At 65.0% G+C, this 14,736-nt stretch carries 13 protein-coding genes and 1 pseudogene; 10 read left to right on the forward strand and 4 right to left on the reverse strand.

Going from position 1 to position 14,736, the window contains the following annotated elements:
• From IRZ12_RS08750 to IRZ12_RS17565, 10 genes are all read left to right on the forward strand, one after another.
• The coding region (locus IRZ12_RS08750) for a GGDEF domain-containing protein (protein WP_296467328.1) at nt 1–781 on the forward strand (781 nt) is incomplete at its 5' end.
• Nucleotides 782–1,015: 234 nt separating this feature from the next.
• Entirely contained in the window at nt 1,016–1,978 is a 963-nt protein-coding gene (locus IRZ12_RS08755) for a tripartite tricarboxylate transporter substrate binding protein (RefSeq protein WP_296467331.1), read from the forward strand.
• Between the two features lie 43 nt (nt 1,979–2,021).
• On the forward strand, nt 2,022–3,479 hold the full coding sequence (locus IRZ12_RS08760) for a UbiD family decarboxylase (RefSeq protein ID WP_296467334.1): 1,458 nt from the start codon (nt 2,022–2,024) through the stop codon (nt 3,477–3,479).
• Between the two features lie 21 nt (nt 3,480–3,500).
• The gene (locus IRZ12_RS08765) at nt 3,501–4,463 is read left to right on the forward strand and encodes a tripartite tricarboxylate transporter substrate binding protein (protein WP_296467337.1); all 963 of its coding nucleotides are present in this window, start codon (nt 3,501–3,503) and stop codon (nt 4,461–4,463) included.
• Between the two features lie 23 nt (nt 4,464–4,486).
• A complete protein-coding gene (locus tag IRZ12_RS08770; protein WP_296467342.1) occupies nt 4,487–5,287 on the forward strand; it encodes an alpha/beta fold hydrolase in 801 nt (266 codons plus the stop codon).
• A gap of 13 nt (nt 5,288–5,300) precedes the next feature.
• Entirely contained in the window at nt 5,301–6,179 is an 879-nt protein-coding gene (locus tag IRZ12_RS08775; RefSeq protein WP_296467345.1) for an FAD binding domain-containing protein, read from the forward strand.
• The gene (locus tag IRZ12_RS08780) at nt 6,176–8,461 is read left to right on the forward strand and encodes a xanthine dehydrogenase family protein molybdopterin-binding subunit (RefSeq protein ID WP_296467348.1); all 2,286 of its coding nucleotides are present in this window, start codon (nt 6,176–6,178) and stop codon (nt 8,459–8,461) included. Before IRZ12_RS08775 ends, IRZ12_RS08780 begins: the two co-directional genes overlap by 4 nt.
• Nucleotides 8,458–8,934 carry a (2Fe-2S)-binding protein gene (locus tag IRZ12_RS08785; RefSeq protein ID WP_296467351.1) on the forward strand — a complete coding sequence of 159 codons (477 nt, stop codon included), beginning with the start codon at nt 8,458–8,460 and terminating at the stop codon, nt 8,932–8,934. Before IRZ12_RS08780 ends, IRZ12_RS08785 begins: the two co-directional genes overlap by 4 nt.
• Before the next feature lie 17 nt (nt 8,935–8,951).
• On the forward strand, nt 8,952–9,608 hold the full coding sequence (locus IRZ12_RS08790) for a CoxG family protein (RefSeq protein WP_296467353.1): 657 nt from the start codon (nt 8,952–8,954) through the stop codon (nt 9,606–9,608).
• Between the two features lie 53 nt (nt 9,609–9,661).
• Nucleotides 9,662–9,982 carry a RidA family protein gene (locus IRZ12_RS17565; protein WP_367181584.1) on the forward strand — a complete coding sequence of 107 codons (321 nt, stop codon included), beginning with the start codon at nt 9,662–9,664 and terminating at the stop codon, nt 9,980–9,982.
• A 409-nt stretch (nt 9,983–10,391) separates the two neighbouring features.
• Here IRZ12_RS17565 and IRZ12_RS17570 read toward each other — a convergent pair.
• From IRZ12_RS17570 to IRZ12_RS08810, 4 genes and pseudogenes are all read right to left on the reverse strand, one after another.
• Nucleotides 10,392–11,411, reverse strand: a pseudogene (locus IRZ12_RS17570) (AMP-binding protein); the annotation flags it as partial.
• Entirely contained in the window at nt 11,359–12,294 is a 936-nt protein-coding gene (gcvA, locus tag IRZ12_RS08800) for a transcriptional regulator GcvA (protein WP_296467358.1), read from the reverse strand. The pseudogene IRZ12_RS17570 and the gene gcvA, both read right to left, overlap by 53 nt.
• A gap of 143 nt (nt 12,295–12,437) precedes the next feature.
• Nucleotides 12,438–13,811: an MmgE/PrpD family protein gene (locus tag IRZ12_RS08805; protein WP_296467362.1), complete on the reverse strand. Its 1,374-nt coding sequence runs from the start codon at nt 13,809–13,811 to the stop codon at nt 12,438–12,440.
• A gap of 16 nt (nt 13,812–13,827) precedes the next feature.
• Nucleotides 13,828–14,628 (reverse strand): tripartite tricarboxylate transporter substrate binding protein, encoded by an 801-nt coding sequence (locus IRZ12_RS08810; protein WP_296467364.1) that lies wholly within the window; start codon nt 14,626–14,628, stop codon nt 13,828–13,830.
• Between the last annotated feature and the right edge of the window lie 108 nt (nt 14,629–14,736).

Raw genomic sequence — 14,736 nt, forward strand, 5'->3', positions numbered from 1 at the left:
ACCCCTTCCCGCCCTCGTCCCCGACTTCATGCCGACCCGTACGCATCGCAACCGATGGCGAGTGCGCGGAGAAATCACCTCCCGCCGCGAAGTCATCCAAAGAACCATCACCGTCACGCTGGTCATCATCCTCGTGGCCGATTTGGTCGACCTTGGGTTCAACCTCATCTACGCCCCGCAGCAGATCGTCCGTTCCGCCGTGCAGACTACCTTCATCTCAGGCGTGCTCGGCACGATCGTGGTCTACACCTCGGCCATGGCCAACTACAAGCTCTACCAGATGAAGGCCCATCTGGCCGAGCTGAACCGGCTGGACCCGCACACGGGGCTCCTCAACCGACGGGCCTTCATCGAGGTCGCAGAATCCGTCCTGATGTCGGACAAGCCGCACGCATTAATGCTCGTGGACATCGATGCGTTCAAGCACATCAACGACACCCACGGACACCCGGTCGGGGACCATGTGATCGTGACGCTGGCCCAGTTGATGCGGAACAGCCTCGCGCCCCGCGGCGAAGTCGCACGCATGGGAGGAGAAGAGTTTGCGGCGCTGCTCCTGCCCTCCGCGCAGGAGGATGCCCTTCACCTGGCCAGCGAACTCGTGGCGCGCGTGGCGGCCACCGACTTCTCCACGGGCGGCGAGCCGCTGCACATCACCATCAGCGCCGGCGTGGCGCCGCTGCGCCCCGGCATGAGCTTTGCCGAGGTCTATGCCCGCGCCGACCAGGCCATGTACCGATCCAAGGCGGCCGGCGGCAACCGCGCCACGCTCGCGGCCTAGCTCCCCACACCACGAACCACCGCTTCCGCACGACGGCTTCAGCACGTCCGGGCTGAGGCACAGGCCAACCGCCGGCGCACGACGCCCCTTGGGGCCCGCTCCGCGCGGCAAAAAAATTTCTCATACGTGCCATAAGAACATTTCATTTGGCTAGCCGCTCCCGCGCTCGGCACAATGCCCCGGACTCGAACAAGCCCGGTCACCCACGAACGGGCACACTTCGCGGAGACAAGAATGAAAATGAAGGAGACTTTGGCGGGAGCCCTGCTCATCGCCATGGCAGGCACCGCCCAGGCACAGGACTACCCCAGCCGTCCGATACGCATGGTCGTTCCCTTCGCCGCAGGCGGCGTCGTGGACGTAACCGCCCGGCTCCTGGCCCAGAAGCTGACGGAGCGCCTGGGCTGGAACGTCATCGTGGAAAACAAACCCGGGGGCAACGGCTTCATCGCGGTCACCAACGTGGCGCAAGCCCCGGCCGACGGCTATACGCTCCTGATGGCCCACACAGGCGAATTCTCGGTCAACCCAGCGCTGTTCAAGCATGTTCCTTACGACCTGGAGCGTGATTTCAAGCCCATCACGCTGGTCAGTGACACGCCGCTGCTCCTGGTAGCCAACTCCGCCACCCCCTACAAGACCTTCGACGACGTGGTCAAGGCTGCCAAAGCCAAGCCGGACGCGCTTGCCTTTTCCTCGCCAGGCGCGGGCAGCTACAACCACCTCGCCGGCGAGTGGTTCGCCTTGGAAGCCGGAATCAAGCTCATGCACGTCCCGTACAAGGGCGGCGCCCCGGCCATGGCGGCCGTTGCCGGCGGCGAGGTACCACTGGGCGTGGTGGCCGTACCTGCGGTACTCCCCCACGTCAAGACGGGCCGCGTCAACGTGATTGGTTTGCTGACCCGCAAGACCATGTCCGACCACCCCGACTGGAAGACGGCCCAAAGCGCGGGCATACCCAACGTGGACGCGTCGAACTGGGTGGGGATGTTCGCGCCCAAAGGGACGCCGGACGCCATCATCGAGAAGCTGCACCGCGAAGTCGCCCAGACGCTGTCGGATCCCTCCGTCGTGGCGCGATTCGCAGACAACGGGGCGACGGTCGGTGGCATCTCGCCCGCGGAATTCAAGCAGCGGATCGAATTCGACCTGAAGAATGTCCGCAACGTCATTGAACGCGCCAAGATCGAACCCTGAGTGCCGCGCGCCGACCCTACGGAAGATCGACGATAAAGACACGATGACCAAAGCCAAGGCAAACGGATTGGACCTGAGGAGTTGGCTCGCCGACGTCGAATCCAGGAAAGAGCTCAAGCGCGTCTCGGGAGCCGACTGGAATCTGGAACTGGGCGCGATTTCCGAGCTCAACGTCAAGAAGCCGGACCCAAAGGCGCTGCTGTTCGACGACGTTCCCGGTTACCCGTCCGGCTACCGGGTACTGACGTGCAGCACATCGAACGCTATCCGGCTCGCCAACATCCTTCGCTTGGGCGAAGTCGCCGGCCACCAGGAGCTGGTCGCCAAGCTGCGGGGCCGTCCCAACGCCTGGAAAGGGCGCGCCGCGGAGTACGACCCGATCGTGGCCGAGACCGGACCCGTGTTCGAACATGTCATGTCGGGCGCAGCCGTGGACGTATCCGCATTTCCCGCCCCGCTCTGGCACGAGAAGGACGGTGGCCGGTACATCGGTACCGGCTGCATGGTGGTCACCCGGGACCTGGATTCGGAATGGGTCAACGTCGGCACCTATCGCGTCATGATCCACGATCGCAACCACGTCGGGCTGGACATGATCCCGGGCAAGCACGGCGCCATCCAGTACGACAAGCACATGGCCGCGGGCAAGCCGTTCCCGGTTGCCATCGTGCTCGGCTGCGACCCCTTGGGATACACCATCTCAGGCATCGAAGTTCCCTACGGCATGTGCGAGTACAACTACATCGGCGCCATCCTTGGCCAGCCGGTGGAAGTGGTGCGCGGCCAAGTCACCGGCCTGCCCTTTCCTTCGGCCTCGGAGATCGTGCTCGAAGGATGGGCCCATCCGGGGGACATCAAAGAAGAAGGCCCATTCGGGGAGTTCCACGGGTATTACCCCGGCAAGCAAGGCGTCTCGCCCGTCGTGACGGTCGAGCGCATTTACTATCGCTCGGCGCCCATACTGCTCGGCAGCCCACCGGCCAAACCGCCCAACGACTATTCCTACTCGAAGGCTGTCATGCGCTCGGCGCTGCTGATGGACGCGCTGCAGGCCGCAGGCGTGCCTGACGTCCAGGCCGTGTGGGCCCACGAGATCGGCGGTGCGCGGATGTTCAACGTAGTGTCGATCAAGCAGCGCTATCCGGGCCATGCCCGCCAGGCCGGCCACCTGCTGCTCAACTGCGGCGTGGGCGCGTACATGTCGCGCTGGGCCGTGGTCGTGGACGAAGACATCGATCCGGCGAACTTGCAGGAAGTGATGTGGGCGGTGGCCACGCGCGCCGACCCCGAGCGCGACGTCGACATCATCCGGCGAGGCATGGGATCGAAAAACGACCCGCTATACGTCACCTTCGGTACCGACACGCCCTTCAACTCCAAGGCCGTCATCGACGCCTGCCGGCCGTACGACTACCTGGCGCAGTTCCCCGAGGTCGCCGAGGCGAGCAAATCGCTACAAGCCGCCACGCGCCAGAAGTGGCGCCACATCCTGGACGAATGACCGAAAAACCGAGGAGACGACATGAATAAGTTCGCAATCGCGGCAGGGCTCGCTGCCGCCGTGACCGCAGGAGGTGTGCAGGCCCAGTCCTGGCCCACCCGGCCCATCACCCTGGTCGTGCCGTTTGCCCCGGGCGGAGTCGCCGACACGGTGGCCCGCCCCCTGGCCGAAGCCATGGCCCGCAAGCTGGGCCAGCCGGTGGTGGTGGAAAACAAGGTCGGCTCCGGCGGCGCGGTGGGCACTGCCCACGTCGCGCGTGCGAAACCGGACGGATACACCATACTGATCTCGCTCCCGGCCATCTCCAGCATGCCCACCGCGGACAAGCTGATCGGACGCCAGCCGATGTACCAGATCGACCAGTTCGCACCCATCGCCCGCATCACGGCCGACCCCACCGTACTGGTGGTGCGCAGTGACAGCCCCTGGAAAACGGCGCAGGAGTTCATCGAATACGGCCGCAAAGAGCAGATCACGTACGGCTCATCCGGCGTGTACGGCACGCTGCACATGTACATGGCTTCGCTCGCCAACGCCGCGGGGATGAAAACCCTCCACGTGCCATACGGCGGTGCCGGCCCGGCCATGGTGGCGCTATTGGGCAAGCAGATCCAGGCTCTCGCCGCTTCGCCCGGCTCGGTCAAGCAACACGTCGACAGCGGCTCGGTGCGTGTCCTGGCGCACTGGGGCGACGAGCCCATCGAGGCTTTTCCTAAGCTGCCCAGCCTGAAATCCCTCGGCTACAACGTCGAGTTCTACCAGTGGAGCGGCCTGTTCGCGCCGGCTGGCACGCCCCCCGAAGTGCTCGACAAACTGGGCGACGCCGTCAAGTTCGCCATCGAAGACGCCAAAGTGCGCAAGGTCATCGAAGAAGGGGCTGGCCTGCCCATCAAGTACCTGAACAGCACCGATTTCGCCAAGTTCTGGAAAGAGGACGCAGAAGGACAAATCCAGGCCGTGCTGCGGATCGGCAAAGTCGAATAACCCGAGTACAACGAGAATCCGAGATGTCATTGCAATACAGCTCCTCTGCAGACGGAACGCGCATCGCGTACGTTTTGCACGGTACGCCCGACGCGACGCGACGCTTCGCGCTCATCCATTCACTCGCCATGGACCATAGTTTCTGGGATCCGGTCGTCAAGGAGCTAGGCCCCGGCGTGGCAGTCGCGGCCGTGGACGCGCGGGGCCACGGACAGTCCGACAAGCCGGCGGGCCCCTATCGCGTGGAGACGTTCGCCGACGACGTCACCGGTGTGCTCGACGCCCTGGGTTGGGAGCGTGCGGTGATCGGCGGCGCCTCGATGGGCGGCAGCGTTGCGCTAGCCTTCGCGATTCGTCACCCCGGCCGCACCGCCGGACTGGGACTCTTCGACACCACCGCGTGGTACGGGCCCAACGCCCCCTCCGACTGGGAAGGCCGTGGCCAGAAAGCGGTGCAGGAGGGGCTTGCGAGCCTGCTCTCTTTCCAAGAAACGCGTTGGTTCACGGATGACTTCCGCCGCGAGCGCCCTGAGATCGTCGAAGGCAGCAAGCGCGTGTTCCTGGCCAACGACGTCAAGGCCTATTTGGAAACCTGCCGCATGCTCGGCAACATGGATTTGCGCGGCGGGCTCGCGGGCATCCAGGCGCCGACCCAGATCCTGGTGGGCGAAGAGGACTACGCCACTCCCATCGCCATGGCGCAGGCGCTGGCCGACGCCATTCCCAACTCGACGATGCGCATTCTGTCCCAGGCGCGGCATCTCTCGCCGCTCGAGCGTCCGCGCGAAGTCGCCGAGAGTCTGCTGGCATTGGCCCAAAGCTAGCCGAGGATCGCCCATGTCTGCATTTGAACTGTTACAGCCTTCGACGCTGGAAGAAGCGCTCGAAATCATTGCCGCGCCCGGCTTTGCCGGCCGCCCCGTAAGCGGCGCGACGGCCATTTCGCTGATGCGGCGCGCCGGCGTATTGAACGTCGACAGCCTGGTGAGCCTGGAGCGCCTGCGCGAAAGCATGCGTGGCATCCATCTCGCCAGCGACGGCCAGGCGCAGGTGGACGGCCTGGTCACGCTGGGCGAAATGGAAAATCATGCCGGGTTGGCCGCGTCTCATCCCATCCTCCCCGCGGTGTTCGCGACGCTGGCCAACCCGCGCGTGCGCAACGTCGCAATGATAGGCGGCTACCTCGCCCACGGGGATCCCCACATGGATCTTCCGCCCGTCCTGAGCGCCTTGAACGCCCGCGTCCTCGCGCAAAGCGTGCGGGGCTCGCGGGAAATTCCGGTCGACGAGCTTTACCGTGGCTACTACGAAACCTCGCTCGAAGCCGACGAGCTAATCACTCGCCTCGTGATTCCGCCGCAGCCGGCCTGTGCACACTACAAGAAGGTCACGACCCGCGCCCGCCATGACTGGCCCACATTGGGCATCGCGGCCGCCTTCGATATGGAAGACGGGCGTATCGTGCGCCCCAGGATCTTCATCGGTGCGGCAACGGACCGCCCCCTGCGCCTGGTACAGGCAGAAGCCGCCGTCGCGGGCGAGGCGTGGACGGAAGCCTTGGCCCGGCGCGCCGCCGAGGCGGCCGCAGGCGAAGCGGTGCTGGTACCCGACAGCCACGGCAGCGTGGAATACAAGCAAGCCCTGCTGCGCGCCCATCTTCCCGAGGTCTTCGAGCGGGCCCTGAAAGCCCCCAAACCGGCAGCGAGACAAGCATGACGACAGAACGCCCTCCCCTCCACCGGCTCGGCAAAGGCCTGCGCCGCCTCGAGGCCGTGGACAAAGTCACCGGCCGCGCCGACTACACCCATCACGTATCGTTGCCCGGCATGCTGCATGCCAAGATCGTCCGTAGCCACGTGGCGCATGGACGGCTGCGCAGCATCGACACCACGGCAGCGAAGGCGGTTCCTGGCGTGTATGGCGTCTTTACCGGCGCCGATATCCTCAAGGTCATTCCCGAACCCTATTACGGCCCGGCCTTCCACGATCAGCCGATTCTTGCCATCGATAAAGTGCGATACGTCGGGGAACCCGTGGCCGCCGTGGTAGCCGAATCGCCTCACGCTGCCGAAGAAGCGGCCGGACTGGTTCAAGTCGACATCGAAGAACTGCCCGCCGTGCTGGACGAAGTCGAAGCCATGCACTCCGACGTATACGTGCACGAATCGTTGCGGCCGGCCGGGACGTTTGCCGACCTGAAACACCTGGACGGCATCCGCAACACCAACGTGGCGTTGACATTCCACCTGAAGAAGGGCGACTGCGAGGCAGCGTTCAAGAACGCTCACCGCGTGTTCAAGAACACCTTCAAGACCCACCAGGTGATGCACGTTCCGCTCGAACCCATGGTGTCGGTGGCCGACGTGCGCCACTCCCACGCCTACCTGTACACGGCCAGCCAGACGCCGTCATTCGCCCGGACGGAGATCGCCCGTTTGCTGGGATGGAAGGAGAACCAGGTCACCATCAAGACAGCATTCCTCGGTGGCGGCTTCGGCTGCAAGCTGTACGTCAAGCTCGAACCGCTCGCCGTCGCCCTGAGCATGCTGAGCCAACGGCCCGTCCGCGTGGCGCTGACCATGGCCGAACAGTTCTACACGATCACCCGCCATCCCACCACCTTTACCATCGAATCGGCAGTGGATGAAACGGGCCGCATTCTGGCGCGGCGCTGCGAAGTCATCTGGAACGGCGGCGCCTACGCGGACATCGGTCCGCGCGTCACGCAGAAGTCGGGCTTCACCGCCCCCGGCCCCTACGACATAGCCAACGTCGAGGTCACCTCCGTCGCGGTGTACACCAACCGCCCCCCCGCCGGCGCTTTCCGCGGATTCGGCATTCCGCAGCTGGTCTGGGCCTACGAAAGCCAGAGCGACATCATTGCCCGGGAAATGGGCATCGACCCCCTCGAATTCCGCCTGCGCAACGCCCTGGCCGACGGCAAGCGCCACGCTACCGGTACCGTCATGAAAAGCGCGGCCATCCCTCAGGTGCTCACGCGTCTGGCCGAACGCTTCGGATGGCACGAGCCTTTCGAGCGGGGAAGCGGCCGCTACCGGCGCGGCCGAGGCTTGGGCATAGGCATCAAGGCCTGTGTTTCGCCCACGACATCAGTCGCGGCGGTGTCCGTCGCCGCGGACGGCAGTTGCAGCGTGCAATGCAACACCGTCGACATGGGCCAGGGCTCGGATACGCTGATGGCCATGATCGTGTCCGAAGTACTGGGCGTGCCGGCCGAGACCGTATCGGTGGTTCACCCCGACACCGACGCCTCCCCCTACGACATGGCGACCCTGGGATCGCGCTCCACCTTCCACATGGGACACGCGGTCCGCCTGGCGGCCGAAGACGCGCTGGCCAAGCTGCGCGCGATGGCCAAAGACGTCGGCTTGGACGATGTCGACCCCGGCAACCTCGGGGCGCTCTTCGTCCGCAAATTCGGCATGCAGGCCGGCACGGTCATCGGCACCGGCGTCTACAAGCCCACCTATCAATCACCCGACAAGACCACCGGTCAATCGGAAGACATTACGCCCAACTGGATGATAGGCGGCACGGCCATGGAAATCGAGGTCGACACCGAAACCGGCATGTATACGATCCTGCGCATGGAGAACGTGGTCGATTGCGGCACGGCCCTCAATCCCCTCGTGGTCCAGACGCAGATCAGCGGCGCGGCCATCATGCAGCTCGGTACGGTCACGCTGGAGGAGATGGAGTTCGACGAACAAGGTCAGCTGCGCAACGCTGGCCTGTCTGAATACAAGATTCCCGGCATCCAGGACATTCCCCGCGCGATCGGCTGCGAGACTGTCGACGCCTACCAGGAAAACGGCCCCTTCGGCGGCAAAGGCGTGGGAGAAAGCGGCACCTTCGGCGTCGCGTCCGCACTTGCCGCAGCCATCGAGGACGCCGTAGGCGTCCGAATCACGCAACTGCCCATCCGTCCCGAAAAAATCTGGGAGGGGATGCGGGCCAAACAGGAACAGCAGGCATGAACATCGACATCGAGTTCGAACTCAACGGACGCCCCGAACGCAGGCACGTCGACGTACGCGACAACGCCATCGACGTACTGGGCCGCTGCGGCCTGAAAGCCGCGCGGGAAAGTTGCGGCCAAGGGCTGTGCGGCTGTTGCACCCTCTACGTGGACGGCGCGCCGGTCTCGGGTTGTCTATACCCGGCTTGGAAACTGCAGGACAAACGGGTCGAGACGCTCGAGGCGCTCAATGAAGCGAACGGCGAGCTCGACCCCGTCCAGCAGGCATTCATCGAATGCGGCGCGTTCCAATGCGGGTTCTGCACGCCAGGTTTCGTCATGATGACGCGCAAGCTGCTCGAGGCCCATCCGCGGCCGACCGATGCCCAGATCGAACACTATCTGGCGGGCAACCTGTGCCGCTGCGGCACCTATCCTGAAATCATCGCTGCGGTGCGGTTGGCCGCAGAGCGCATCGCCGCCCGCAACTAAGCTAAGGAGCACATTGCATGGAAATGGCCGCAGAGCGCCTGATCGCCGCCCCGCGAAACGAGGTCTGGCGCTGCCTGAACGACCCGGAAACTCTGAAAGCATGCATCCCCGGCTGTGAATCCATCGAAGCGACGGGCCCCGATAGCTATAAGGTCGCCATGGTGGCGGCCGTCGGCTTCATCAAGGCCAAATTCGTCGGAGACCTGACGCTGCAGAACAAGGTCGACAACACGTCCTACGACCTGAGCTTCAACGGATCGGGCGGCGCCGCCGGGTTCGGCAAGGGAACCGCAAGCGTCAGCCTGAGCGACGCCCCCGGCGGCACGACGCTCACCTATCGGGTCAAGGCCCAGGTCGGCGGCAAATTGGCGCAAGTAGGCGCCCGCGTGATCGACGGCGTCGCCAAGAAAATGGCGGACGATTTTTTCCAAAGACTGGACCAGGTCATCACGACTTCGGGGGCTGGCGCGGCGAAGGCCCCGACCGGCGCGAATGAGCCGCCCCGGGCCGAAGGAGCGCAGCGCGCTCCTGCCGACGGTCCGTCCCCCGGCGGGGCAAACGCTGCCTCCTCCGCTCCTGCCTCTTCCGCCTCGTCCCGCCTCTGGCTCTACGTCGCAGCGGCGATCGCGGTCGTGATCGTGGCGGCATTCGCCCTCGGCGGGGGCGCCACATGATTCCGTGGATGCCACGCAGCCTGCCTGCGCCGGCGGGTCACTACGTCCCGGCGATGCAAGCGGGCGGCCTTGTGTTTCTCTCGGGCGTGCTACCGGACCTGGCTCGCGGCGATGCGTTCGCCACCCAGTTCGAGACGTGTTTCGACCGCGTCGAGGCGATTCTCGGCGACGGCGGCTTGGGCCTCGGAAACATTGTGCAGTGCACGGTGTACCTGGCAGGCATCCAGTACTGGGACGAGTTCAACGCCCTTTATGGGCGGCGCCTGGGCACGCATCGCTGTGCTCGCACGGTGGTGCCGGTGGGGCCCCTGCACTATGGCGCGCTGCTCGAGGTCCAAGTCGTGGCGGAAGCGACTCAGTCAGGCGCTGCCTGAGCTGCTTGCGCGAGATCTTGCCATTGGCCCCCAGGGGAATGCTGTCCAGCTTCCACCAGTAGACCGGCTGCCAGGCAGCCGGCAGCCGCGTGGCAAGGTAAATGGCCAGGTCGTCCGCCTGCACGGCGGGTGCCCCGGTGAAAGCACAGCCCACCACGGCGCCGTACGTTGCATCGTCCACGCCGAACACCACGGCTTGCCGTACGCCCGGCACCTGTTCAACCTGGCGCTCGACATCGGCGGGATGGATGTTCACCCCGCCGCGCAGGATCATGTCATCCGCCCGCCCGGCCAACGCCAGGCGCCCGGTATCGTCGAACTCTCCCAGGTCTTGGGTATCGATGGGACCGTCTCCCCCGCGCACGACCTCCCCTCCAACCGACTGGGTGGCAAGCGCCGCATAGGGCGAAGACACTAGGATCCTGCCGGGGCCGGTGGCCATGCCGCCGTCGCGGCGCACCTCGACCTTCACGCCCGGGATGGGAAAGCCGACCCGGCCGATGCGGCGGGTCGCTTCTTCCGATCCGCAAATCCAGCCCAGCTCCGAGCTTCCATACAAATTGATCAGCGGAATGTTCCAGGTATCTTCGGCCCGCTGCCACAGTTCGGGCGCCAGTTCCGCGGCACTGCAGGAATAGCGCCTGAGCGATCCAGGCAAAGCATCGGCAACGCCCAGCATGATGCGCACCATGCTGGGCACCGTGGGCATGAAGCGGATATTGCGCTCGGCCAGCCAGCCGACCAGCCGCGATGCCGAGAAACCGGGTGCAAGATGCAACTGCGTGCCCACGGACAAGAACGGCATCAAGCTGAGAATCTGCGCCGAATACCAGTTCAGGCTGCGCACCTCCAGGCACGGCTCGTCTTCGTCGAGTGCCATCAGCCGGGCAGACACGTCGCCGTTGTGCCGCAATGCAGCCGCCGAGTGATAAACCAGCCGCGGCACGCCTGTCGTCCCGGAAGTGCAATTGACCAGCACCGTGCCGGGCGGCATAGAAGGCCCATGGGCTTGCGCAAACGGGAAGCATTCGGGGCCGCTTGCCGTCATGCGGAGACGGCCGGTCGGACGAACCGTCGCAAGCAAAGCCTGCACCGTATCGGCCGGCAGATACTCGCTGTCGATGTTGAGCACGGCCGCCCCCGCCATCCAGGCGCCCAGCCACAGCACGATTTTTTCAACGCTGTTGGCGCTCGGCAGCAGATACAAGGGAGGCTTCGCACCGTCGGCTACGGGCAGCGATCGCGCCACCGCTGCCACGCGTTCGTACAATTCGCGCCCGTCCAGGCCGGCGCCGCCGATATCCGCCACGGCCAGGCGACTGGGACGGCGCTGCGCCCTGCGCACGAGGCAGGACGCGACGAAGCGGGCGAACTCACTACTCACGGGCGACCAGCGCCTCGGGCGCCATGCGGAAATAGTCCGGCGCACGGTCCAACAGCCACTGCCGGAAGCGCGCCACTTTGGGCTGGTCGTACCGGCTTTCGGGCGTAGCCAGGTAGTAGGCCGATTTCGACTTCAGTCGCGGGCCAAAGGGCGAGACCAGCGCCCCCTGGCGCAACGCTCGATTGGCGAGCGGTGTCCGCGCGATGACCACGCCGAGCCCTTCCACCGCCCCTGCCAGAGAAGTCAGCTGCATGTGCATGCCGAATTCCATGCCGGGTTGCAAGTCGGCCAGGCCCGCCGCTTCGAGCCATTCCGGCCAGTCGTCTTCGTACAGGGACGTGAAGTACGTGCGCAGCCACGTCGCCCCCTGCAGCACCTCCCGTGCATCTTTTCCCTCCCTGCCCTTGAGCAAGCGCGGAGCCATCGCAGGGAAAAAGTATTCATCGCAGAGCCAATCCGACTTCACCCCTTCCCACTTGCCGGACCCATAGCGAATCGCCACGTCGTAAGCGTTGATCTGGAAAGCCTCGAATGCAGACGACGTAGAAAGCTGGAGGCGCAGGTCCGGATGTGCCTCGTGAAACTCAGGCAGGATGGGAAGCAGGCATTCCGTCGCGAAGGTGGGCAGGCAACTAATGGAGAGCGTGCTTTCGTCGCCGCCCTGGCTGACCCGGTCCGTGGCCTTGGCAAGCTCCACCAGCAGCTTGCTGACCGATTCGAGATATTCGGCGCCGGGAGCCGTTAGCGATATCCTGCCCTTGGCGCGCACGAACAGGGTGGTTCCCAGCCGATCTTCCAGCGACCGGATCTGATGGCTGATGGCCGCTTGGGTCAGGTGCAGTTCATTGGCCGCCTTCGTAAAACTCCGATGGCGAGCAGTCGCCTCGAAAGCAAGCAATGCGTTCAACGGCGGAATGAAAGAAGGCATGCACGGCTTCCATCGCAGGATGGGCTGACGAAGCCGGATTATAGCCGTCGGGCCCAAAACGATTCAGCGCGCGTCCGCGGCTGGCCATGTCCGCTTCGCATGCCTTGCGCCCTGCCGCGGCGGGCGCCTGCGATCGCGGCGACTCAGTCCGGCCGCATCAAGGTCGCCAGCGCGGCCAGGTCCTCCACGTCCGACAGTCGCCAGCACGCCTGGATCAACTCGGCCGCCCGCCCTGCCCCCAATATCGGATCAGCCATCCCCCTGAATTTGCGCTCCAGGTCCTCGTCGCTCATCGGGCGCTGCAGCGAACCGATCGCATGCTCGACGAATACGTGGACCTTCCGGCCATCCGCAAGCAGCGCGGTGACGTCGGCGCTGGCCTCGTCGAGACGCTCGTCGACGGTTGCGATCACCTTGCGCCGCAGGGCGACCAGGTCTGGGCGATTGACGATCTCGTCCGAGTATTCGTCTTCGCTGGCTTTCCCGAAAATCAAGCCGGCGGCGCAGCCGTGATAGACGCTGAACTTGCCTTGCAAGCCGTCGGCGGGCTCTTTCTTGCCCGTCAGTTCCAGCACGAGGGGATGAACCTTCAGTTCGATGCGCTCAACCTGGTCAGCCGTGACCCCTTGGTCCCGCAACTGCACGCATGCGTCGATGCTGGGATGGATGACGATGCCGCATGCAAACGGCTTGTAACTGTTAAAGGAGATCTCGAACCGTTCCCCCAGTTCATCCGTGGCCTCGTGCCATGCAGCCTTGGTGGATACGACCTGCACGAAACCACGCGGCGCTTCGAGCGCGCGCGGACTGGCGGTAAAGCCATGCTGGGCCAGCAGTGCCGACATCATCCCGGCCCGTGCCGCGGCGCCGGGATGGAAAGGCTTGGTCATGGTCCCGAACTGCTCGCGCAACCCGACCGGCTGGGAAGCCGCAATGCCGAGGGCCATCTGGGTGCGGTCCGCATCCAGGCCGAGCAGCCGCGCGCAACCCGCCGCCGCCCCCAGCATGCCGGTCGTGCCCGTGATGTGCCAGCCGCGATCGTAGTGGTCCGGGTAAATGACGTTGCCCATGCGACACGCTACGTCTATGCCCAGCACCAGGGCATCGATGAGCTGCCGTCCGGTCGCGCCCTTGAGCTCAGCCAAAGCCAGCACGGCCGATGCAACCGGGCCCGCCGGATGGATGATGGTCTTCAGGTGCGTGTCGTCGAAATCGAAAGTGTGCGAGGTAATCCCGTTGACCAACGCGGCGCTCGCAGCGTCCACCTTTTCTTTGCGGCCGATGACGGTCGCCTGCGGCGCAGGCTGCAAGACGGCGACCGCGGCCAGCGCCGCTTCGGCCGCCTCGTGACGGGCTGCCCCCACGGCGCAGCCTAACCAATTCAGGAAGGTGCGATGCGCCTCGCGGTCCACCGCATCGCTCCACCCGCGCGACGGGTGGGAGGAAACATATTCCGCCAAGACTCGGGTAATGGGAGGCGCATTGTGGTCGGCCTGGACCTGCGTATTGCGTGCCATGGTCAGCTATGAAAAGTTAGTCGAGAGAAATGTTCTGGGCCTTGGCCAGCTCGGTCCAGCGCGACAGGTCCCTTTGCATATAGGCGCCGAACTCGGCTGCCGTCATCGGCATGGGTTCGACTGCCTCGCCGGCGAGCTTCTCGCGCATGTCGGGCGCCTTGAGCACGGCGTTCAGCGTATCGTTGAGTTTGTGTACTACTTCCGGAGGGATGCCGGCGGGGCCCACCACGCCATACCATTGCACGGCGTCGAAATTGGGCAGGCCGAGCTCCTCCAGCGTAGGGACATCCGGCATTTGGGAGGCCCGGCTCTTCCCCGTGATCGCCAACGCGCGCAAACGCCCGGAACGGATGTGCTGCAGCGAAGCCGCCAGGCCAGGGAAGGCGGCCTGCGTCTGGCTGCCGATGACGTCGGTCAACGCCGGAGCCACCCCGCGATACGCCACGTGGGTGAGCGGAGTGCCAAGCTGCTGCGCCATCAGCTCCATCGTCAGGTGCGTCAAGGAGCCAGCTCCCGCCGACCCGTAGCTGATCTTGCCCTGGTTGGCCTTCAAATAGGCCACGAACTCCTTGAAGTCCTTGACCGGAAGCTTGGGATCGATCACTAGGATGTTGGGCGTGGCGCCGATCATGCCGATCGGCGTGAAATCCTTGATAGGGTCGTAGGGAACCTTGCGCGTCGCCGGGCTCGTGCCGTGGGTGGCGACATAGCCTTGCATGAGCGTGTAGCCGTCCGGCGCCGCGCGCGCGGTGCTCTGGCATGCGATGACGCCGCCGCCTCCTCCCTGGTTCTCAACGACGATTTGCTGCCCCAGCAAGCGGCTCCACTGAATCGCACCGAGTTTTGAGGAGGCTCCAACCTTTGAGAAAATGGAGCCATGAGCAAGAACAACAAATTTTCGCCTGAAGTCCGTGAGCGTGCCGTT

The sequence above is a fragment of the Pigmentiphaga sp. genome (assembly GCF_019689535.1).
Lineage (GTDB): Bacteria > Pseudomonadota > Gammaproteobacteria > Burkholderiales > Burkholderiaceae_B > Pigmentiphaga.